General features: G+C 65.6%; 17 protein-coding genes and 1 other RNA gene. 6 read left to right on the forward strand and 12 right to left on the reverse strand.

Annotated elements, in window-relative coordinates; translation table 11 throughout:
- Positions 1 to 13 precede the first annotated feature (13 nt).
- The 6 genes from XcodCFBP4690_RS13115 to XcodCFBP4690_RS13145 form a co-directional block, all read right to left on the reverse strand.
- On the reverse strand, positions 14 to 904 hold the full coding sequence (locus XcodCFBP4690_RS13115; protein ID WP_104541447.1) for a DUF58 domain-containing protein: 891 nt from the start codon (positions 902 to 904) through the stop codon (positions 14 to 16).
- A gap of 16 nt (positions 905 to 920) precedes the next feature.
- Positions 921 to 1,913: an AAA family ATPase gene (locus XcodCFBP4690_RS13120; RefSeq protein ID WP_104541375.1), complete on the reverse strand. Its 993-nt coding sequence runs from the start codon at positions 1,911 to 1,913 to the stop codon at positions 921 to 923.
- Positions 1,914 to 2,127: 214 nt separating this feature from the next.
- Positions 2,128 to 2,946: a DUF4159 domain-containing protein gene (locus XcodCFBP4690_RS13125; protein ID WP_104541377.1), complete on the reverse strand. Its 819-nt coding sequence runs from the start codon at positions 2,944 to 2,946 to the stop codon at positions 2,128 to 2,130.
- Positions 2,943 to 4,277 (reverse strand): TldD/PmbA family protein, encoded by a 1,335-nt coding sequence (locus XcodCFBP4690_RS13130; protein ID WP_104541379.1) that lies wholly within the window; start codon positions 4,275 to 4,277, stop codon positions 2,943 to 2,945. Before XcodCFBP4690_RS13130 ends, XcodCFBP4690_RS13125 begins: the two co-directional genes overlap by 4 nt.
- Positions 4,278 to 4,291: 14 nt before the next feature.
- Complete coding sequence (locus XcodCFBP4690_RS13135) at positions 4,292 to 5,926, reverse strand: TldD/PmbA family protein (RefSeq protein ID WP_167394607.1); 1,635 nt, start codon at positions 5,924 to 5,926, stop codon at positions 4,292 to 4,294.
- Between the two features lie 819 nt (positions 5,927 to 6,745).
- Positions 6,746 to 8,374 (reverse strand): TldD/PmbA family protein, encoded by a 1,629-nt coding sequence (locus XcodCFBP4690_RS13145; protein WP_167394608.1) that lies wholly within the window; start codon positions 8,372 to 8,374, stop codon positions 6,746 to 6,748.
- A 327-nt stretch (positions 8,375 to 8,701) separates the two neighbouring features.
- On the opposite strand from XcodCFBP4690_RS13145, the gene XcodCFBP4690_RS13150 reads away from it, so the two are divergent.
- Positions 8,702 to 9,976, forward strand: a complete 1,275-nt coding sequence (locus tag XcodCFBP4690_RS13150; protein WP_244183649.1) for a right-handed parallel beta-helix repeat-containing protein — start codon at positions 8,702 to 8,704, stop codon at positions 9,974 to 9,976.
- Between the two features lie 79 nt (positions 9,977 to 10,055).
- On the opposite strand, the gene XcodCFBP4690_RS23100 is transcribed toward XcodCFBP4690_RS13150, so the two are convergent.
- The 6 genes from XcodCFBP4690_RS23100 to XcodCFBP4690_RS13170 all read right to left on the reverse strand — a co-directional run bounded on the left by XcodCFBP4690_RS23100 (position 10,056) and on the right by XcodCFBP4690_RS13170 (position 14,949).
- The gene (locus tag XcodCFBP4690_RS23100) at positions 10,056 to 10,610 is read right to left on the reverse strand and encodes a hypothetical protein (protein WP_244183650.1); all 555 of its coding nucleotides are present in this window, start codon (positions 10,608 to 10,610) and stop codon (positions 10,056 to 10,058) included.
- A 65-nt stretch (positions 10,611 to 10,675) separates the two neighbouring features.
- A complete protein-coding gene (locus tag XcodCFBP4690_RS13160; protein WP_104541383.1) occupies positions 10,676 to 11,065 on the reverse strand; it encodes a hypothetical protein in 390 nt (129 codons plus the stop codon).
- 351 nt (positions 11,066 to 11,416) lie between these two features.
- Positions 11,417 to 11,584 (reverse strand): hypothetical protein, encoded by a 168-nt coding sequence (locus tag XcodCFBP4690_RS22735; RefSeq protein WP_167394609.1) that lies wholly within the window; start codon positions 11,582 to 11,584, stop codon positions 11,417 to 11,419.
- A 105-nt stretch (positions 11,585 to 11,689) separates the two neighbouring features.
- Positions 11,690 to 12,130: a hypothetical protein gene (locus tag XcodCFBP4690_RS22450; protein ID WP_167394610.1), complete on the reverse strand. Its 441-nt coding sequence runs from the start codon at positions 12,128 to 12,130 to the stop codon at positions 11,690 to 11,692.
- Between the two features lie 325 nt (positions 12,131 to 12,455).
- The gene (locus XcodCFBP4690_RS13165; protein ID WP_104541385.1) at positions 12,456 to 13,466 is read right to left on the reverse strand and encodes a class 1 fructose-bisphosphatase; all 1,011 of its coding nucleotides are present in this window, start codon (positions 13,464 to 13,466) and stop codon (positions 12,456 to 12,458) included.
- Between the two features lie 280 nt (positions 13,467 to 13,746).
- Positions 13,747 to 14,949, reverse strand: coding sequence for an amino acid aminotransferase (locus XcodCFBP4690_RS13170; RefSeq protein ID WP_104541387.1), 1,203 nt, complete (start codon positions 14,947 to 14,949; stop codon positions 13,747 to 13,749).
- Between the two features lie 156 nt (positions 14,950 to 15,105).
- On the opposite strand from XcodCFBP4690_RS13170, the gene XcodCFBP4690_RS13175 reads away from it, so the two are divergent.
- The 5 genes from XcodCFBP4690_RS13175 (at position 15,106) to adh (ending at position 20,270) form a co-directional block, all read left to right on the forward strand.
- Positions 15,106 to 17,232, forward strand: a complete 2,127-nt coding sequence (locus XcodCFBP4690_RS13175) for a TonB-dependent receptor family protein (RefSeq protein ID WP_167394611.1) — start codon at positions 15,106 to 15,108, stop codon at positions 17,230 to 17,232.
- 384 nt (positions 17,233 to 17,616) lie between these two features.
- Positions 17,617 to 17,692, forward strand: a non-coding RNA gene (locus XcodCFBP4690_RS13185) — sX9 sRNA.
- A gap of 152 nt (positions 17,693 to 17,844) precedes the next feature.
- Complete coding sequence (locus XcodCFBP4690_RS23105; RefSeq protein WP_244183652.1) at positions 17,845 to 18,168, forward strand: hypothetical protein; 324 nt, start codon at positions 17,845 to 17,847, stop codon at positions 18,166 to 18,168.
- Positions 18,146 to 18,349, forward strand: coding sequence for a hypothetical protein (locus XcodCFBP4690_RS23110; RefSeq protein WP_244183653.1), 204 nt, complete (start codon positions 18,146 to 18,148; stop codon positions 18,347 to 18,349). Before XcodCFBP4690_RS23105 ends, XcodCFBP4690_RS23110 begins: the two co-directional genes overlap by 23 nt.
- 391 nt (positions 18,350 to 18,740) lie before the next feature.
- Entirely contained in the window at positions 18,741 to 20,270 is a 1,530-nt protein-coding gene (adh, locus tag XcodCFBP4690_RS13195; RefSeq protein ID WP_104541455.1) for an aldehyde dehydrogenase, read from the forward strand.
- Positions 20,271 to 20,274 lie beyond the last annotated feature (4 nt).

The following is a 20,274-nucleotide window of genomic DNA, read 5'->3' on the forward strand; positions in this document are numbered from 1 at the left end:
ACGACCTGCCGGCTCATCGCGGTGCGCCGTGCGCGAACAACTGGCGCAACGCGGCATCGGCCGGCGCATCCAGGTAATGCACGGCGTGGCGGATGCCGGCGGCCTGCCAGCGTGCCTGCCGCGCGCGCTGTGCTTCGGCGAAGCGCTGCAGGTAGTCCGCGCGCATGGCCGCACCGTCGCCGAGCAGCTCCTGCCCGGTTTCCGGATCGCGGAAGCGATGGCCGCCATCGAACGGGAAGTCGCGTTCGTCGCAGGTCAGCACCTGCAGCTGCACTACCTCGCGGCGCGCGGCGGCGAATTTTTCCAGCGCGCCGGCCAGTTCCTCGTCGAATCCATCGCCGATGGACAACAGCAGGTCGTGCGCGGCGATGCGCTCCCACAACGGCCACAGCGCGTCCAGTCCGGGCCAGCGGCCGCCGGCACGCAGGCCGTGCAGGGCCAGCCACAGGCGGTCGCGTTGGCGGCTGCCGACACCCGCCGGCACCGCGACCAGGCCGCCGCCATGCAAGGCATACAGGCCGACACGGTCGCCCTGCTGCAGCGCCACCTCCGCCGCGCAGGCGGCCAGCGTTGCCATCGTGTGCAGGCGGGTGTGCTCCGGCCGCGCGCTGTCGGCCTGCCCGGCCGATGCGGTGGCGTCCAGCAACAGCCACAGCGTCAGCGGGCTTTCGCGCTCGGCTTCGCGCACGAAGAAGCGGTCCGAGCGTGCGTAGAGTTTCCAGTCGATCTGGCGCAACGCATCGCCCGGCTCATAGGTGCGATATTGCGCAAACTCCAGCCCGGCACCGCGGCTGCGGCTGGCGTGCTGGCCGATGCCCTGCGCGCCCTGCGCCTGACGCGCGCGCAACTGCAGGCCGCGCAGGCGGCTGCGCACATCGGCGGGAATCAGCGACGGCAACGGCATCTGCGCCACGGCCTGCTCAGGACGGGAAAGGCACGGCGTGCAGCAGCGCGGCAATCACATCGTCGGCTGTGCGCTGTTCGGCTTCGGCGGCAAAGGACAGCAGCAGGCGATGCCGCATCACCGGCGCGGCCAGCGCCAGCACATCCTCGCGCGTGGCGGCGAGCCGGCCATGCAACAGCGCACGTGCCTTGGACGCGAGCACCAGCGCCTGGCCGGCGCGCGGGCCGGCGCCCCATTTGATCCACTGGCGCACCGCGTCGCTGGCCTGCGGGCCGGGCCGGCTGGCGCGTACCAGGCGGTTGATCCAGGTCAGCAGCTCCGCGCCCACATGCACCTGGCGCACATGTTGTTGCAGCGCCTGCACGCTGGCCGCGTCCATCACCTGGGGCACCTGCGCGCTGGCGGTACCGGTGGTCTGGCTGAGGATGTCGCGCTCTTCCTGTTCGCTGGGGTAGTCCACGCGCACATGCAACAGGAACCGATCCAGCTGCGCTTCCGGCAGCGGATACGTGCCGGCCTGCTCGATCGGGTTCTGCGTGGCCAGCACGAAGAACGGTGCCGGCAGCGCGTAGGTGGTGCCGGCGTAGCTGACCGTGCGTTCGCTCATCGCTTCCAGCAGCGCGGCCTGGGTCTTGGGCGGGGTGCGATTGAGCTCATCGGCCAGCAGCAGGTTGGTGAAGATCGGGCCTTGCTGGAAGCGCAAATGCCGGTGCCCGGTGCCATGGTCTTCTTCCAGCAACTCGGTGCCCAGGATGTCGCTGGGCATCAGGTCCGGGGTGAACTGCACGCGGCGGAACTGCAGCTCCAGGGCCTGGCCGAGTGAGCGCACCAGCAGCGTCTTGCCCAACCCCGGTGCGCCTTCCAGCAGGCAGTGGCCGCCGGCCAGCAGACCGATCAGCAGCTGCTCCACCACCGCCTGCTGCCCGACCACGGCCTGCGCCAGTGCTGCGCGCAGCGCGCCAAGTTGGGAGAGCTGGGCGTTGAGCATGTGTTCGTCGGGGGAGGACATGGGGCGATCTCGTCAAGTGGCTGCGTGTGTGCGTGGCTGTGTGCGATGGAGTGGTGCGGGTGGGGTTTCGCCCGTGCGCGTGTGCATCAAGCCCGTGGCGGCTCGTGCGGAGCTTGGGCGCATCACGCTGCCCCACGTGTGGGCGTGTACTGACAGACGCAGCGGCACTGGCAACCTTCCATCAACGTGTACCGGTGTGGCTGGGCGCAGCATGTCAGTTGGTCAGTGCGTACATCACGATGTTCACGCCAAACTTGGTGTTGTCTTCGGCCAGGAAGCGTTTGTTGCGCCAGTCGTAATCCCATTCGCAGCCGTAGTCCTTATTGCTATAGAGCACGCCCAGCCGGCCGTCGATGTGGATGCCCTTGAGATAATCGTGCACCAGGTCGTCGCCCCAGCCATTGAGCTCGAAGCTGGTGGCCGGCGGGCCGTCGGGGAACTTGAAGAATGCGCTGTAGAGGCGATGCGTGTTCGGCAGCTTCTGCAGGGCGCGATTGCCGAAGAGGGCGCTCATCTGCGCTTCGAACGAGGTGGCGAACAAACCATCGATATCGTGGTTGCAGTCGTCCACGAACACGAAACCGCCGTTGCGCACGTAGCGCTCGAAGTTGCGCCGCTCGGCCGGGTTGAACTCCACCAGCTTGTGTCCGGACAGATAGCAGAACGGCGCCTGCAGCATGCGCGGATCGGCCAGGTCGATGACGTGTTCCTGCGGGTCCACGCGCAACTGCGTATAGTCGATCAACGAGGTGATCAGGTTGGACGGCATGCGCGCATCCACATCCCAATCCCCGGAGTCATAGCGCAAGCGCGTAAACCAGAAATCGTAGTTGCCGGCCGCGCACGCGCGCCGCGGCAGCGCCAATGCAGCAACGCTACCGAACAACAGGCCAAGGAAATGGCGACGAGTCGCGGACGCCGCAGAGGCCGGCAGGCCGGTAATGGGACGTGTGGGAAAAGCATCGGGCTGCGGAGAGCTTGCTTGGCTCTCCGAATCCCCAATCCCGAATCCCCAATCCCGGCCCTCAGTCACACCGCATCCGACAACGAGGTAAACGTGAAATCGCGCAGCCGCATCGGCGGAATCATCATCACGTAGCTGGATTCGTCGCCGGCCACGCGCACCGGCTTGCCCAGTTCGTCGATGTTGTTGAGCATGATGATCGGCGATTCGTTGAAGCGGAAATTCTTCACCGGGTACTTGATCTGGCCGTTCTCGATGTAGAAGGTGCCGTCGCGGGTCAGCCCGGTCAGCAGCACGGTCTGCGGGTCGACCATGCGGATGTACCAGGTGCGCGTGACCAGGATGCCTTTCTCGGTACCTCGCACCAGCTCGGCGATGTTCTTCTCGCCACCGGCCATCAGCAGGTTGCCGGGCTCGCCGACCGCGCGCTTGCCGTTCTTCTGCGCCCAGTAGCGCGAGTACTGCAGGTTGGCGACCTTGCCGTTCTCGACGATGGACATCTTCTCGCGCGGCAGGCCTTCCTCGTCCCACGGCAGTACCGCAGCGCGCGGGTCCCACGGATCGGCGCTGATGTTCACGCGTGGGTCGTAGACCTGTTCGCCGAGCTTGTTGCCGCCGCCCTTCTTGGACAGGAAGCTGCGGCCTTCGTCGGCCATGCGCGCATCGAAGTAGCCCATCATGAAAGAGATCAGCCCGGCCGCTGCCGCCGGCTCCAGGATCACGGTGTACTTGCCCGGTTCCAGCGCCTTGGCCTCGGCCGAATCGCTGGCCTTGCGCATGGCGATGCGGATGTCCTGCTCGGCCTTGAAGTCGGCTGCGTCTTTCAGGTTACGGCCCACCCAGCCCGAGCCGCGGCCATCTTCGGTGCGCACGGTGCAGGTGTAGTCGAAGCGTGCGCCGCGCTGATAGCCGAAATTGCCCTTGCTGTTGGCGAACGCGGTGAAGCTCTGTCCATCTTCCAGGAAGCCGGCCGCGATCAGGCCCTTGCCCTTGCACGGGGCGATCGAATCGGCGGCCACCTGCGCGCGGAACGCCGGGTCCACTGCGGCGGTGGAGTCGCTGAAGGTGGGGCTGGGTTTGTAGTTCTGCTTGTCGACCGCCGGCATGAACTCCGGATTTTCCGGTGCCAGCCGGGCCAGGTCTTCGGCGCGGCGCACCACGCGCTCCAGCGAGGCGTCGTCGAATTCATTGATGGTGGCCACGCCCACGCGCTTGCCGAACGCCACCTGCACCTGCAGGTCGGTGTTGTCGACGATGCCGCTGGTGGAGACGTTGTTGAGTGCGAATCGGATGTTGCCGTCGATCGAGCCGCTGAGGGTGGCGGTGCACTCGTCGGCCTTGGACAGCTTGATGACCTTGTCCAGGATGGCCTTGGCCTGCGCTTCGGTAAGGATGCTCATGTGGGTTTCTCCTGTCAGCCGAGCGAGCGGGCGGTGCTGATGACGTTGATGCCATCGAAGCGGGCGGTGGACGAGCCGTGCGAGACCGCCGAGACCTGGCTCGGCTGGCCCTTGCCGTCGAAGAACGAACCGCCCAGGCGGTAGTCGCGCTGGTCGGCCACGGCGCTGCAGGCGTTCCAGAATTCCGGCGTGCGGATCTGGTAGGCCACGTCTTCGAGCATGCGGGTAATGGCGCCGTTCTTGATCTCGTAGAACAGCTGGCCACCGAACTGCGCGTTGTAGCGTTGCTGGTCGATGGAGAACGAACCGTCGCCGATGATGTAGATGCCGTTCTCCACGTCCTTGATCAACTCGCTCACGCTCAGCGGCGTCTTGCCGGCGGCCAGCGATACGTTGGCCATGCGCTGGAACTGCACGCTCGACCACGAATCGGCATAGCAGCAGCCGTCGGAGGCGGTCTTGCCCAGGATGTGCGCCTGATCGCGGATGGCCTGGTAGTCGACCAGCTTGCCGTCGCGGATCAGATCCCACTGCTTGGTCTTGACGCCTTCATCGTCGTAGCCCACCGCGCCCAGGCTGCCGAGCTGGGTCTTGTCGGCCAGGATATGCACCTTGTCGCTGCCGTACTGGAAGCCGGCCTTGAGCTTGTCCAGCGTGGCGAAGCTGGTCCCGGCGAAGTTGGCCTCGTAGCCGAGCACGCGGTCCAGCTCCAGCGGGTGGCCGACCGATTCGTGGATGGTGAGCCAGGTATGCGAAGGGTCCAGCACCAGGTCGTACTTGCCGGGCTTGACCGACGGCGCCTTGAGCTTTTCCTGCGCCTGCTTGGCCGCGGCGATGGCGTCTTCCTTCATGTCGTAGGACAGACCGTAATTGACCACGCCGTTGGGCGAGACGAACTTGCCCGATGCCGCGCCGTCCAGATATTCGTAGCCCATGCCCATCGGCGCGGACAGCCCGTCGCGGGTGCGGAACTTGCCGCTGGCCTTGTCGATGGCGGTCACGCTCATTGGCGCCCAGATGCGGTGCACGTCCTGGTCGATGTAGGAGCCGTCGGTGCTGGCGAAATACTTCTGCTCGTTGACCACGAACAGCATCGAGTTGACGAAGTTGGCACCGGCCGCGGTGGCGGCGGCGTTGACGCCGAGCAGCAGGTCCACCTTGTCCTTGATCGGCACTTCCATCGCGTTCTTCTTGATCGGCGTCTTCCAGCTGACCTCGCCCACGCCGGGCGTGGCTGCCAGCTGCACCGGCGTGCCCTGCACCTTGGCGTTGGCCTTGGCGATCGCCGCGGCCTGCGCGGCGGCCTTGGCCACGCCTTGCTCGGTCAGCTCGTTGGTGGCGGCAAAGCCCCAGGCCCCGCCCACGATCACGCGGATGCCGGCACCGATGGATTCGGTATTGACGACGTTCTGCACCTTGTCTTCGCGGGTGATCACGAACTGGCGCAGGTAGCGGCCGATGCGCACATCGCAATAGCTGGCCCCGGCCTGACGCGCGGCAGTGAGCCCGGCATCGGCCAGCCACTTCTTGCGGCCCACATCGAAGGGCGTCAACAACTGTTCGGCGGAAATCGCATTGCCGAAATAGGCAGGCACGATCAATCCGCCCATGGTCAGCCCGGTGAGGGCCAGGAAATCACGTCGCTGCACGGGCAACTCCCCAATAGTTCCGCGCGGCGCGCGGTGAGTGGTGACGCGCGGAGGCCTCTCCACGCGATATCGCCGATTCTTGCCGGGCGATGATTGCTGCGTCAAATGACTTTCGGCAGGGGTCCGTGTGCAAACGTTCGCCCGTATGAAGCCAATGGCACTGCGGGCTTGTGTTGATGCGTGGCGAGCGCGGCTGGCGGTGTTCGATGACGATGCTTGTACCTGGCAATGGTCCCGCGAAGGTGGGCAGGCAAGGGCCAGTCGCATGGATCCAAGCGCATGCCTTCAATGAAACAGTCAGCCAACCTTCTGGTGCGGGCACCGCGCACTCGACGCTGGGAGTTTGCTGCAGGGCCCTTGCCCGCCCACCATCGCAGGACACGCTGCAAGTACGTCCTTGTAAGCTCCGTGGCGGCATCCATGCCGCCAAGGGTCCCGCGACGGTGGGCGGGCAAGGACCGGTCACGCTGGTCGGTGTGCATGGTTGCAAGCAAGGCATAAAGTGCGTTGCTTGATAACGGTGGGTCGGACGAGTGTGCCGATGCAAGCCGAGCAACGGACAAGCTTTTGGGAAGGCAACCGACCAACATCCTGGTGCGGTGTCCTTGCCGATTGCGGGACCGTGTGGCGGCATGGATGCCGCCACCGAGCCTACAGGGACGTACTTGCGGCGTGTCCCGCGAGCGGTGAGGGCACCGCACCCTCGACTCACGAGGCTTTTGATCGCATCTAAACAACCAGGACGTCGAAAGTAGCGCTGTGACTATCTCCAAGTAAGACCGCTCTGCCAAAGACACTGCCACCGTTTGCTCGCAGCCCTCACCCCAACGAACGCGCGGTATTGATCACGTTGATCCCATCGAAGCGCGCGGTGGACGATCCGTGCGACACCGCCGACACCTGGCTGGGCTGGCCCTTGCCATCGAAGAACGAGCCACCCAGGCGGAAGTCGCGCTCATCGCAGACCGCGCTGCAGGCATTCCAGAATTCCGGCGTGCGGATCTGATAAGCGCCGTCTTCCACCAGGCGTGTGACCTGGCCGTTCTCGATCTCGTAGAACAACTGCCCGCCGAACTGCGCGTTGTAGCGCTGCTGATCGATCGAATACGAACCGCGCCCGTGGATGTACAGCCCGCGCTCCACGTTCTTGATCATGTCCGCAACCGCCAGCGGTGTCTTGCCCGGCGCCAGCGACACATTGGGCATGCGCTGGAACTGCACGTTGGACCAGGAATCGGCGTAGCTGCAGCCATCCGAAGCCGTCTTGCCGAGCAGGTGGGCCTGGTCGCGCGTGCATTGGTAGTCGACCAGGATGCCGTCCTTCACCAGCTCCCACTGCTTGGTCTTGACGCCTTCATCGTCGTAGCCCACCGCGCCGAGGCTGCCCGGCTGCGTCTTGTCGGCGACGAAGGTCACCGCGTCGCTGCCCCACCGGAACTTCGCATCGCGCTTGTCCAGCGTGGCGAAACTGGTGCCGGCGTAGTTGGCCTCGTAGCCGAGCACGCGATCGAGCTCGAGCGGGTGGCCCACCGATTCGTGGATGGTGAGAAACAGGTTGCTTGGGTCGATCACCAGGTCGTACTTGCCCGCCTTCACTGATGGCGCAGTGAGCTTGGCGCGTGCCTGCCTGGCGGCGGCGATGGCGTCTTCGCGGGCGTCATAGCTTTTCCCATACCCGACAAGCCCGCCGGGCAGGGTGTGCTTCTCGCGCGCATCGCCATCCAGGTATTCGTAGCCCATGCCCATCGGCGAAGACAGCCCGTCGCGGGTGCGGAACTTGCCGCTGGCTTTGTCCACCGCGGTCACGGTGAACGGTAGCCACAGCCGATGCACGTCCTGGTCGATATAGGACCCCCCGCTGCTGGCGAAATACTTCTGCTCGTTGATGGCGAACATACGGGAGGCCACAAAGGTGGCGCCGGAATTCAACGCGGCCGCATTGACATCCATCAGCAGGGCCACCTTGTCCTGCAGCGGCACTTCCATCGCGTTCTTCCTGATCGGCGTGCGCCAGCGCACCTCGCCTGCCGGCGTCACTGGTGCCAACTGTACCGGCATGCCACCTAGCCGCGCATTGGCCTTGGCAATCGCCACCGCCTGTCGCGTGGCGGTCGCAACGCCATCGCTGGTGAGCGTATTGGTCGCGGCAAAGCCCCACGCACCATCGGCCAGCACGCGCACGCCCACGCCGCTGGATTCGGCATTGACCACGTTCTCCACCTGCGCTTCGCGGGTGATGACGAACTGGCGCAGGTAGCGGCCTACCCGCACATCGCAATAGCTGGCGCCCGCCGCCTTGGCGGTGGTGAGCGCAGCATCTGAAAGGCGGCGGTTGCGCGCTGCATCCACCGGCGCAAGCAGCTGCTCGGCCGCGATCAGCCGCGTATTGGGCAGCAGCAGCCCGGCGGCCCCGATGCCGGACAGGGTGAGAAAGGTACGACGGTCCACGTGCGGTCTCTCCAATCGATGCGCGCAGCGCAACAGGTGCACGCCAGCATCCGAGCCTTACCGCACGTGCCGGTTTGGTCAAGTGCCGCCGGTTGTCAGATCCGCAGCACAGGCCGCACTGCAGAACGTAACGGCCGTCGCAGTAAGCGAACGCGAGTGCTTGTGGCCGGACGCATGCGCCGTTAGCCTCGCCGCCTCTGCGGCTTTGCTGCGGTCGCTCCGCGTGCGGCCGTGGCAAGGCGCGCGAGGTCTACATCACTCAGGGGACACTTGATGAAAAAAACCACGGCTCGCTGCGGTGTGGCAGCGCTTGTTATCGTGTCGGGCATGCTTCCGATGGTGAGCGCCGCCGCCGACTGGTATGTGTCGCCGACCGGCTCGGACAGCAACATCGGCACGCGCGCGCGGCCGTTCGCCACCGTAATGGCCGCACAGGCCGCGGCGTCCAGTGGGGATACCGTCTACCTGCGCGGCGGCACCTATCGCCTCACCACGGCCAACATCAGCGCGGTTCGGCAGCCCTACGCGATCGTCAACGACATCACCAAGAGCGGCATCGCCTATGTCGGCGCCACCAACGAGCGGCCGGTGTTCGATTTCTCCGCGGTCGCCCCGGCAGGCCAGCGCGTGGCTGCATTCCGGATCAAGGCCAGCAACTGCACGTTCCGCGGCTTCGAGGTGATTGGCGTGCCCATCACCATCGCCGACCGCCTGACCCAGTCGGAGGCCTTCCGGGTGGAGGGCGGCAGTGGCAATCTGTTCGAGCGCCTGGCGATCCACGACGGCCAGGCGATCGGCTGGTATCTGGTGTCAGGCAGCAACAACCGCGTGCGCAATGTCGATGCGTACAACAACAAGGGTTTGAACAGCTTCTCCCACGGCAACATTGACGGCTTCGGCGTGCACCCGGCCGCCGCCGGCAGCCGCGGCAACCTCATCGAAGGCAGCCGTGCCTGGAACAACAGCGACGACGGCTTCGACCTGATCAATGCCTGGGAAGCGGTCACGCTGCAGCACAACTGGGCGTTCCGCAACGGGCTCGACGTGGATGGCACGCCGCTGGGCGATGGCAACGGCTTCAAGGCCGGCGGTTACGGCCGCAATGGCAGCGCCTATCCGCAGCCGGTGCCACAGCACCGCATTGCGTTCAATCTGGCGGTCGGCAATCGCAGCAACGGCTTCTATGCCAACCATCAGATCGGCGGGCAGACCTGGATCAGCAACACCGCCATCGACAACGGCCGCGCCAACTTCGACATGCTCTCCACCCTGGCCGACAACCGCACCGACGTGCCCGGCTACGGCCATACCCTGGCCAACAACCTGGGCTATGGCGCACGCACCGAAATCGCCAATCTGGGCGCGGCGAGCGCCAATACCATCGGACGCAACTCCTTCACCCTTGGGCTGACGGCTGTGGCACGTGATTTCGTCAGCCTGGACGAGCGCCAGCTCACCCGCGCGCGCCAGCCCAACGGCGATCTGCCAGTGATCACCTTCGCCACGCTGGCCCCGGGCAGTGCGCTGATCGATGCCGGTGCCGATGCCGGCGAAGCCTTCAACGGGCGCGCACCGGACCTGGGTGCGTTCGAGGCGCAGTAGTCTGCGCGCCGGTGCAGGCCAATGACAGCATGCAGGCCTGCACCGAAGCCAGAATCGGTTAGCACACGATGGCCCGGCGTCACTGCACCTGGTTGGAGATCTCGATCAGGTCCTGCGCCTTGAAGTGCTCGCGACCCGGCGAAAAAAGTACCAGCTGCGGCCAGGTAAATCCGGTCTTTGCAGTGACGAAAACCGGCGGTTCGCCCTTGGGTCGGTACTCGATCACGAAGCCAGCCAGTTCCAGGCCAAGCGACGGCATGATCACACTGTTGCGATGCCAGAAGACTGCACCCGCGGCTCGCCCTAGCGTGGAATACACCCGCTTTGGATCGTCCTGAAACACGGAGACGCCCTGAAACCTGACATCGATCGTGTCCGATTGCCCAATCGAGAGATAGGCCAGTCTTCCGTCCTGAAACGAACATAACGGCGCGTCGCGGTCTCGAAACTCGTTTATCGCCAGGCCGCCATCAGGCAGCGTTTCGGTGGTGGTGTCATCGAGCGGCCCCATGACAGCTTCGAAGGCGGCCACCTGAGCCTGCGTCATGCCGAATTCCAACGGCCCCAGGCCCTTGTTCGGATTGATACTCCAGATCTCCGGCACGCCTGTCTCCTGAAACATCGTCGATGCCATGTTACCCAGTTCGGTGCAGTACCGAGCTCATGGCCAAGGGGTCGACCCCTGCGTCCGCCGCAGGCTCACGGCGTGGCGCTGCGCCGAAGCCGGCGGTCCAGCAGGTAGCCGAGCACGCCACCGATGGCGATCGGCAGCAGCGCATAGATCGGAATGAAGATCAGCGCCAGCGCCGATTGCGCATCGGCGCGCAGATCCAGGCTGGCGTGCGCCCAGGCGAGCGCTCCAAAGCCGATCAGGCACGGCACCAACAGTGCGATCGGCCGTCGGTACAGGAAACTGATGCCGAGCAACGCGCCCCAGGCGATCGCATTGAATCCGCCCAGCAACAGCCATCCGCCCACGCCGGTGTCGGTGTATTGCCCAAGCCAGTCCATTCCACCCGGCAGGCGGGCTGCATAAGGCAGGACCAGGCCGATGAGCACAAGCAAGACGCGAGCATTACCCAATGTCATACATGGCCTCTTTCCTGTCGGCAAAACGGTGCGGCGCGGCTGCGGATGCACGTGTGAACGCGGCAACGTGCCGGATCCTGGCACAGTAGGTTGCCGGTTTCGGCAGTGCGCGGCAACGCGTGGTGCAGGCAGGCCATGGCAACGGCGACTTCCTTGCCGTGGCGTCCACCGTGTGCCACGGCTCGATCGCGCCGGGCGCAGTCCTTGTCTGAATGCCGCGCCACGCAGGCCACCGCTACGAACGCAGCGATCTCGAGCGTTTGGTGCGGCGGCCGCTGGGCAATGCCGGGGTCACCCGCTCACGGCAGCTCGCCAACCACGGAACCGGCGTCGCAATATCCACCCAGTGCGCTATCGCACCTGCTCCAGGCGTTCGGCGATCTCTTGCGCATGGGTTTCGATCACGCCTTCCGACGTGCTCCAGGCGGTGCTAATGGTCGACTCCACATCGAAGGCGGCCACGGTCTTGCCGGCACCCTTGACCTCTACCGAGGTCTTGACCTTGTCGCGCCCTGCCATAACGTCGTATCGGTGCCTGTGTCACTCCTGGCGCCGCAGGGCGTCCTGTGGTTTGACGCGTCTTTCCTCGCTCTTGCGCTTCCAATCGCCCTGCGCGTGCTGCCGTCACGCAGCAGCTTTCAGTTCCCTGGTGCGCTGATAGATGCAGCTTGCAATCGCTGCCCAAAGCGCTGGGCAAGCGATAAATGCGGCCAAGGAGGCCAACGAGCCGAATGACGCTGAAGCGTCGTGCGTCAAGCGCAGGAGTAGACAGAGGCTTCCCGCCATCGCTGCTGCAGCAATTCCCGCCACGTAAGGATGTGCGTGTTTCAGGCCAGGAACAAAGTGCAGCGTTGGGACGCCCAGAAGAACAAAGAACGGCGAGCCAATGCCGAATGCGAAGAAACAGTAATACAGAAAAAATGTAGTCGCCGTTTCACCACTGCCCGACGTTGCCACAATCACAGCAATGATTAAGCCGCTCAGCATCGTTGCCGCGACGCATGACAACAGTACCGAACCCAAGAAAACCAAGCTCTCTTTTATTGCGTGTGCAAGCGCAAGCAAGACGTCTCTCACGCAGGCTGTCTCGAAGAAAAAATGATGTGGGCGTCCGGCAAGCGGGTTCTCCGATGAGGCGGGGTTCGGCAGGAAGCGGCTGGAAGGTCAGGTGTTGCCTGATGCATAGCTGTTCGCTGGCACGCGCATAACCTCGGACACGTATAGATCCACAAGGTGCGCGCGGGCACCAGGCGCCTGGGATTATCGACTGCTCCAACCGGCATCTGCACCGATGCGTTGTCGGGGGGGGGGGCGGTTAAAGAGACACCCGCAGGACGCGGGTGTCTTCGGATAACACACGACCGCTGGCTTCTGGACCAGGCGTTCAGCCTTACGCCCTGTCCGCACCCAGGTGGTACCGCGTCGCCTCGGCCACTTCGTTCTTGGAGCCCAGGAACACCGGCACGCGCTGGTGCAGTTGCGTGGGCTGGATGTCGAGGATGCGTTCGCGCCCAGTGGTGGCGGCGCCGCCGGCCTGTTCCACCAGCATGCTCATCGGGTTGGCTTCGTACATCAGGCGCAGCTTGCCGGGCTTGGCGGCATCCTTCTTGTCCCAGGGGTAGATGAAGATGCCGCCGCGGGTGAGGATGCGGTGCACGTCGGCCACCATGCTGGCGATCCAGCGCATGTTGAAGTTCTTGCCGCGCGCACCTTCCGCGCCGGCCAGCAGGTCGCCCACATAGGCTTGCATCGCCGGCTCCCAGTGGCGCTGGTTGGACATGTTGATGGCGAATTCGGCGGTGTCTTCGGGCACGCGCATGTCGCGCTGGGTCAGCAGGAAGCTGCCTTCCTCGCGCTCCAGGGTGAAGGCATGGGTGCCGTGGCCGAGCGTGAGCACCAGCATGGTGCTGGGGCCGTAGATGCAATAGCCGGCGGCCACCTGCTGGGTACCCGGTTGCAGGAAGTGTTCGTCGCCGGGCTTTTCGGTGCCCTTGGGCGCGCGCAGCACCGAGAAGATGGTGCCCACCGAGACATTGACGTCGATGTTGGAGCTGCCGTCTAGCGGGTCGAACAGCAGCAGGAAGTCGCCGCTGGGGTACTGGTCGGGCACCGGCTGGCTGTGGTCCATCTCTTCGGAGGCGCACGCGGCCAAGTGACCGCCCCAGGCGTTGGCTTCCAGCAGGATGTCGTTGCTCAGCACATCCAGCTTCTTCTGCGCCTCGCCCTGCACGTTGCCGGTGCCGGCATCGCCCAGCACGCCGCCCAGCGCGCCCTTGCTGACGGCGATGGAAATGCGCTTGCAGGCGCGCGAGACGATGGTGATGAGCTGGCGCAATTCCGCATCGATACGGCCGGCGTGTTGTTCTTCGATCAGGAAGCGGGTCAGCGAGGGACGCGACATGGAGCGGGCAGCCTGTTGTAGGAAGTGGGCCGCCATTGTCGCCATTGCGCCGTTAGATTTCGATCACTTGCTGCGCGTTTTGTATCGTGGTTGATCGGATCTGTGCGAATGGGGGTGTGGTGTGTGCGCCTTGCATGCTGAGCGCCCCCATCCGCCCTTCGGGCACCTTCCCCCGCGGGCGGGGGAAGGGAGCGGCGTGTGCGGGCACAAAAAAGCCGGGAGGCTTGCGCGCTCCCGGTCTGCCGTACGTCGATGCCGCCGCGCGCAGCGGCGGGGCCGCTTACATGCGGCTGACGGTGGCCACGGCCTGGGCCACGTAGTCCAGGTTGCGCTGGCTCAGTGCGGCCACGCAGATGCGGCCGGTGCCCACGGCGTAGATCGCGAACTCCTCGCGCAGGCGGTCCACCTGGGTCCGGGTCAGGCCCGAGTACGAGAACATGCCGGCCTGGCGCTGGATGAACGCGAATTCCGGGGCGCCGAGGGTGGCCAGCTTATCGACCAGGCCGGCGCGCAGGGCGTGGATGCGCTCGCGCATTTCGGTCAGTTCCTGCTCCCACACATCACGAAGTTCCGGGCTGGTCAGCACGCCGGCCACCAGCGCGGCGCCGTGCGTGGACGGGCTGGAATAGATGGTGCGGATGATGCGCTTGACCTGCGACTGCACCGCCTTGGCTTCGGCGGCGGTGGCCGAGACCACCGACAGCGCGCCCACGCGCTCGCCATACAGCGAGAACGACTTGGAATAGGAGCTGGCGACCACGTAGCTGTCGATGCCTTCGGCCGCCAGCAGGCGCACTGCGTAGGCGTCTGCCTCGATGCCCTGGTCGAAGCCCTGGTAGGCGATGTCGACGAACGGGAACAGGTTGCGCTCCTTCAACAGCCCGGCCACCTGCTTCCACTGCTCGCGGCTCAGGTCCGCGCCGGTAGGGTTGTGGCAGCAGGCGTGCAGCAGCACCACGGTGCCCGGCTCCAGCTTGGCCAGGTCGGCCAGCATGCCGTCGAAGTTCAGGCCGTGGCTGGCGGCGTCGAAATAGGTGTAGTCCACCACCTCGAAGCCGGCCGCACCGAACACCGCGCGGTGGTTCTCCCAGCTGGGGTTGCTGATGGCGATGGTGGAGGTGGGCAGCAGCTTCTTGAGCAGGTCCGCTCCCACGCGCAGCGCACCGCTGCCGCCGACGGTCTGCGAGGTCGCCACGCGACCGGAGGCCACCAGTGCCGACTCGGCGCCGAACAGCAGCTCCTGGGTGGCCTTGTCGTAGGCAGCCAGGCCGTCGATGGGCAGGTAGCCGCGCGGTTTGGCCTCCTGCGCGAGCTGCTGCTCGATCCTGTGCACGGCGCGCAACAGCGGGATGCGCCCGTTTTCGTCGTAATAGATGCCCACGCCAAGATTGACCTTGTTGGGGCGGCTATCGGCGTTGTAGGCCTCGGTCAGGCCCAGGATGGGGTCGCCTGGAACCTGTTCTACGTTTGCAAAGAAGGACACGGCATGACTCGCTGAAGGACGAAAGAGTGGGGTACTTCCGGATGGTTGGCCGCTGCAGGGCCAAACCACTTCATCGTAGCAGCCCATGGCGGGCGTAGCATGCTTCGTTCCGTACGCAACGATGCGGCCGCAGTACGGATGAGGGACACTACGCCCATGCCCAGACTCACCCTGTTGGCCGCTGCCTGCGGCCTGTTCGCCGCGAGCGCCGCGGTGCCCGCCCTGGCCGCCGAGCCGGCACCCGCGCCCCAGACACTTCCGGCCGTGCAGGTGGATGCCGCCCGGGTGCACGGGGTGGACGACTTCGACCTGCCGGCCTCGTTCACCGTGGTGGCGGCCGACGACGACAACCGCCGTGGCGCGCAGGTGTCCGAGTTGCTGGACGGCATCCCCGGGCTGGTGGCGCGCGACCGCCAGAACTACGCGCAGGACACCCAGCTGTCGATCCGCGGCTTCGGCGCGCGCTCCACCTTCGGCGTGCGCGGCGTACGGCTGCTGGTGGACGGTATTCCGGCCAGCATGCCCGATGGCCAGGGCCAGCTGTCGCACTTCAACGTGTTGGGCGCGGCGCGGGTGGAAGTGTTGCGCGGGCCGTTTTCTGCGCTGTACGGCAATTCCTCCGGCGGCGTGCTGCAGCTGTGGAGCGCCGACGGCGCCCCAGACGACCCCTGGCGGCTGCGCGCCACCTACGGCAGCAACGCCACCGTCAACGTGGGTGCGCAATTGCTCGGCCAGCAGGGCGCGGTGCACTACAACCTGGCCGCCAACCATTTCGAGACCAACGGCTTCCGCGACCATAGCCGCGCCAGGCGCGATTCGGTCAACGCCAAGCTGGGTGTCGACCTGGCGCCCGGCAGCCGGCTGGATCTGGTGCTCAACCATCTCGATGCGCCCGATGCGCAGGACCCGCTGGGCCTGAGCCGGGCCCAGTTCAACGCCGATCCGCGCCAGGCCACGGCGGTGGCCACCCAGTTCAACACCCGCAAGTCGGTACGCCAGAGCCAGGCCGGGGCCATCTTCACCCAGCAGTTCGACGGCCAGACGCTGCGGCTGATGGCCTATGGCGGCACGCGCAGCGTGGAGCAGTTCCTGTCGGTGCCGGTGGCAGTGCAGCGCAACCCGCTGCATGCCGGCGGGGTGATCGATCTGGACAGCAATTACGAAGGTGCCGACGCGCGCTGGGCCTGGCAGGGGCAGGCGCTGGGCCGGCCGCTGCAGCTCACCGTCGGCGCCAACATCGACCGCCAGCGCCAGCATCGCACCGGCTACGAAAATTTCGTCGGCGATACCTTGGGCGTGCAGGGCGCGCTACGCCGCAACCAGCGCGACCGGGTGGAGAACGTGGACCAGTTCGCGCAGGCCTGGTGGCAGTGGAGCGCGCGCTGGTCGGCATTGCTGGGCGTGCGCCATAGCCAGGTGCGCTTCGCGTCGGACGACCGCTACATCGTGGGCCGCAATCCCGACGACAGCGGCCGGCGCGAGTATTCGGCCACCACGCCGGTGGCCGGCATCGTGTTCCGCGCCACCGACGATCTGCGCTTTTACGCCTCGGCCGGACGCGGCTTCGAAACGCCCACCTTCAACGAGCTGGGCTATCGCAACGATGGCGCGGCCGGTCTGGCGCTGGACCTGGGCGCGGCCACCAGCCGCAATTATGAGATCGGCAGCAAGTGGCGCGCCCAGAGCGGCGCGGCGTTGCAGGTGGCGCTGTTCCGTGCCGACACCGACAACGAACTGGCGGTGGCCAGCAACACCAACGGCCGCAGCACCTTCCGCAACATCGGCGCCACCCGCCGCCAGGGCGCGGAGCTGAGCTGGCAGCAGCCGCTGGGCGCCACCCAGCAGCTGCAGCTGGCCTACACCTTTGTCGATGCCAGCGTGCGCGATGGCTATCTCACCTGCGCCAGCAGCGGCTGCGCGGTGCCCACCGCGCCAGTGGCCAGCGGGTCGCGCCTGCCCGGCGTGCCGCGGCAGCAGCTGTTTGCGCGTTGGCAATGGCAACCGATGCAGTGGCAGTTCGCCGCCGAAACGGTGGCCTCCGATGCCACCGTGGTCAACGACCTGGCCACCGAGCGTGCGCCGGGCTATGCAGTGGTCAACCTGGAAGCCTCGCGCCGCTGGACCACCGCGCACGGGGCGCTACGCACGTTTGCGCGCATCGACAACGCGCTGGACCGCCACTACGTGGGCTCGGTGATCGTCAACGACGGCAACGGACGCTATTACGAACCCGGCCCGGACCGCACCTATACGATGGGGTTGCAGTGGGATTTTGGTGGGTGAGCAGAGAGCGACCGTGCGCGTCCTTCGACGCGCATGCCGCTGCACTGCGCTTATCTGAAAAGCGCGTTTGGTGGGCCAACCGGCTATCCGGCTCGTGTCCACCGCAGACGCGCGTGCGGGCGCGCAGAAGCGCCGTCGATCACGCACCAGCAGACCGGTGTCTCTTGCGCGATGAAGGCCGTTACTGGCGGGATACCAACTGCTGGATCTCAGCCGCCGGCTTTTCGATCCTGCTGGTGTCGAACGCAACCGGGCGTGCCAACGTGCTCGCAGGACAACCGCGCACGGATGGCGGCCCTGGTCCAGGCCCGACCACACGACTAAGAGCAGCCAGCAAAACTACTGCACGGCAGTCAGGCGGGCGCGGCCTTGCCCGGAATCGGCATGTAGCACTCGTACACCCCGGTTCCCTCGCGCCATCCGCACCCACCTGACGACCGCTCGCTACGTTTTGTTGGCCGCTCTAAGTAACACGCGAGTGCAGCGCGGCAGACGGCACGCGTGTGCGTGCGGCAGTGTGGGCGTGGCGGCCAACTGGCCCCGCACGACGGTACAGGCACCTCGACCTTGCGTGCTAGCCTTGGCCCCTCACTCAGGGCATGGAGCGCGACGATGATGAAATGGAAGCAGAACCTCGGTGCGTCAGTGATCGTGGTCGGTCTGCTGGCTTGCGGCGCGGCATGGGCAGATCACGTGGACCTGCGCATCGTGCGCGACTACCCCGCTGGTTCGCCGGCCATCGCGCAGATCCACGGTTGGTTGCTGCAGCAGTCCCGGTCCAGTGACCAACCCAGGCAGATGCCGCCGCCGGCCACCGTGACCGGCCTGGGGGATGTCCGTGTCAGTGCGGCGTCCTTCGATAATCCCTTGGGGACGCGTACCGATGCGGGCACCAGACGCAGCGCCGTTGCCAGTGAGCGGCCGGCCGCGCGATGAGATCACCATCGATGCCTGCAATGCCGGCCAGCGCTACCGCTGGGTCTACGCGTGGCAGCAGGTCAATGGCGCTGCTGCATGGCAGCTGCGCTCCTATCGGCAGACAACCGTCGCCGACTGCAAGACATCTGCGGACGAGCCGGTGCAGGCCGAGGCAGGCGCCAAGGCACGGGGATCGTAGGGCCACGTAAAACGCCGCGGCAGATTCGTGTCCGTGTGAGCGAGTCCGGCGGATAGTCGTTCGGCGCGGTGGTCATGCTGATGGCGGGCGCCAGCGGCGCATGCCTGCGGGGTGGTCGCGGTAGTGTCTGGGGCGCCGCCGTTGAGGCCTCGACGCCGCCTTCGGGTACGGACGCATCGTCATCTCCTGGATTGACCGGGACTACGCGCCCCTCGCGGTCTTGCAGCACGATCCTGGCACTGCCGGCGATGATGCGATGCAACCGGATGTGAGCTCGGATGCAGTGCTCATTGCGCTTGGATGATGACGCAGCGCAACAGCATTGTTGCCGACATTGCGCTCGCCCCGCGGCGGGTATACACGTGGGCCGTCATCTCAGCCGGAGCCCATGATGAACGCGCAACCTTCCACCAAGCCGCTCAGCACCGACCCGCAATCGATCTTCAAGCCGCGCTACGACAACTTCATCGGTGGCAAGTGGGTGGCGCCGAACAGTGGCCAGTATTTCGACAACACCACGCCGATCAGCGGCAAGGTGTTCACCTCGATCGCCCGCTCCAACGCACAGGACGTCGAAGCTGCGCTGGATGCCGCGCATGCGGCCAAGGGCGCGTGGGGCAAGACCTCGACCACCGAGCGTTCCAACGTATTGCTCAAGATCGCCGACCGCATCGAACAGAACCTTGAACTGCTCGCCTACGCCGAGACCTGGGATAACGGCAAGCCGGTGCGCGAAACGCTCAATGCCGACGTACCGCTGTGCGTGGACCACTTCCGCTATTTCGCCGGGGCCATCCGCGCGCAGGAAGGCGGCATTTCCGAGATCGACAGCGACACCATCGCCTATCACTTCCACGAGCCGTTGGGCGTGGTGGGGCAGATCATTCCATGGAATTTCCCGCTGCTGATGGCGTGCTGGAAACTGGCACCGGCGCTGGCGGCCGGCAACTGCGTGGTGATGAAGCCGGCCGAGCAGACGCCGGCCTCCATTCTGGTCTTGATGGAGCTGATCGGCGATCTGCTGCCACCCGGCGTGCTCAACGTGGTCAATGGTTTTGGTCTGGAAGCGGGCAAGCCGCTGGCCAGCAATCCGCGCATCGCCAAGATCGCCTTCACCGGCGAAACCACCACCGGCCGGCTGATCATGCAGTACGCCAGCCAGAACCTGATTCCGGTCACGCTGGAGCTGGGCGGCAAGTCGCCGAACATCTTCTTTGCCGATGTCATGGCCGAAGACGACGATTTTCTCGACAAGGCGGTGGAAGGCTTCGTGCTGTTCGCCTTCAATCAAGGCGAGGTGTGCACCTGCCCGTCGCGTGCGCTGATCCAGGAATCGATCTACGACCGGTTCATGGAAAAGGCGCTCAAGCGTGTGGCGGCGATCAAGCAGGGCAACCCGCTGGATCCCAACACCATGGTCGGTGCGCAGGCATCGAGCGAGCAGCTGGAAAAGATCCTGTCCTATATCGACATCGGCAAACAGGAAGGTGCACAGGTCTTGATTGGTGGCGAACGCAATACGCTCGATGGCGATCTGGCTGAGGGTTTCTACGTCAAGCCCACGGTGTTCAAGGGCCACAACAAGATGCGCGTGTTCCAGGAAGAGATCTTTGGCCCGGTGGTGTCGGTGACCACGTTCAAGGACGAGGCCGAGGCGCTGGCGATCGCCAACGACACCTTGTACGGCCTGGGTGCCGGCGTCTGGAGCCGCGATGCGGCGCGGTTGTACCGCATGGGCCGCGCGATCCAGGCCGGCCGCGTGTGGACCAACTGCTATCACGCCTATCCGGCGCATGCCGCCTTCGGAGGCTACAAGCAGTCGGGCATCGGGCGCGAAAACCACAAGATGATGCTCGATCACTACCAGCAGACCAAGAACCTGCTGGTGAGCTATTCGCCCAAGGCGCTGGGGTTCTTCTGAGGGA

Origin of the sequence: Xanthomonas codiaei, assembly GCF_002939785.1 — a bacterium.
GTDB classification, from domain to species: Bacteria; Pseudomonadota; Gammaproteobacteria; order Xanthomonadales; family Xanthomonadaceae; genus Xanthomonas; species Xanthomonas codiaei.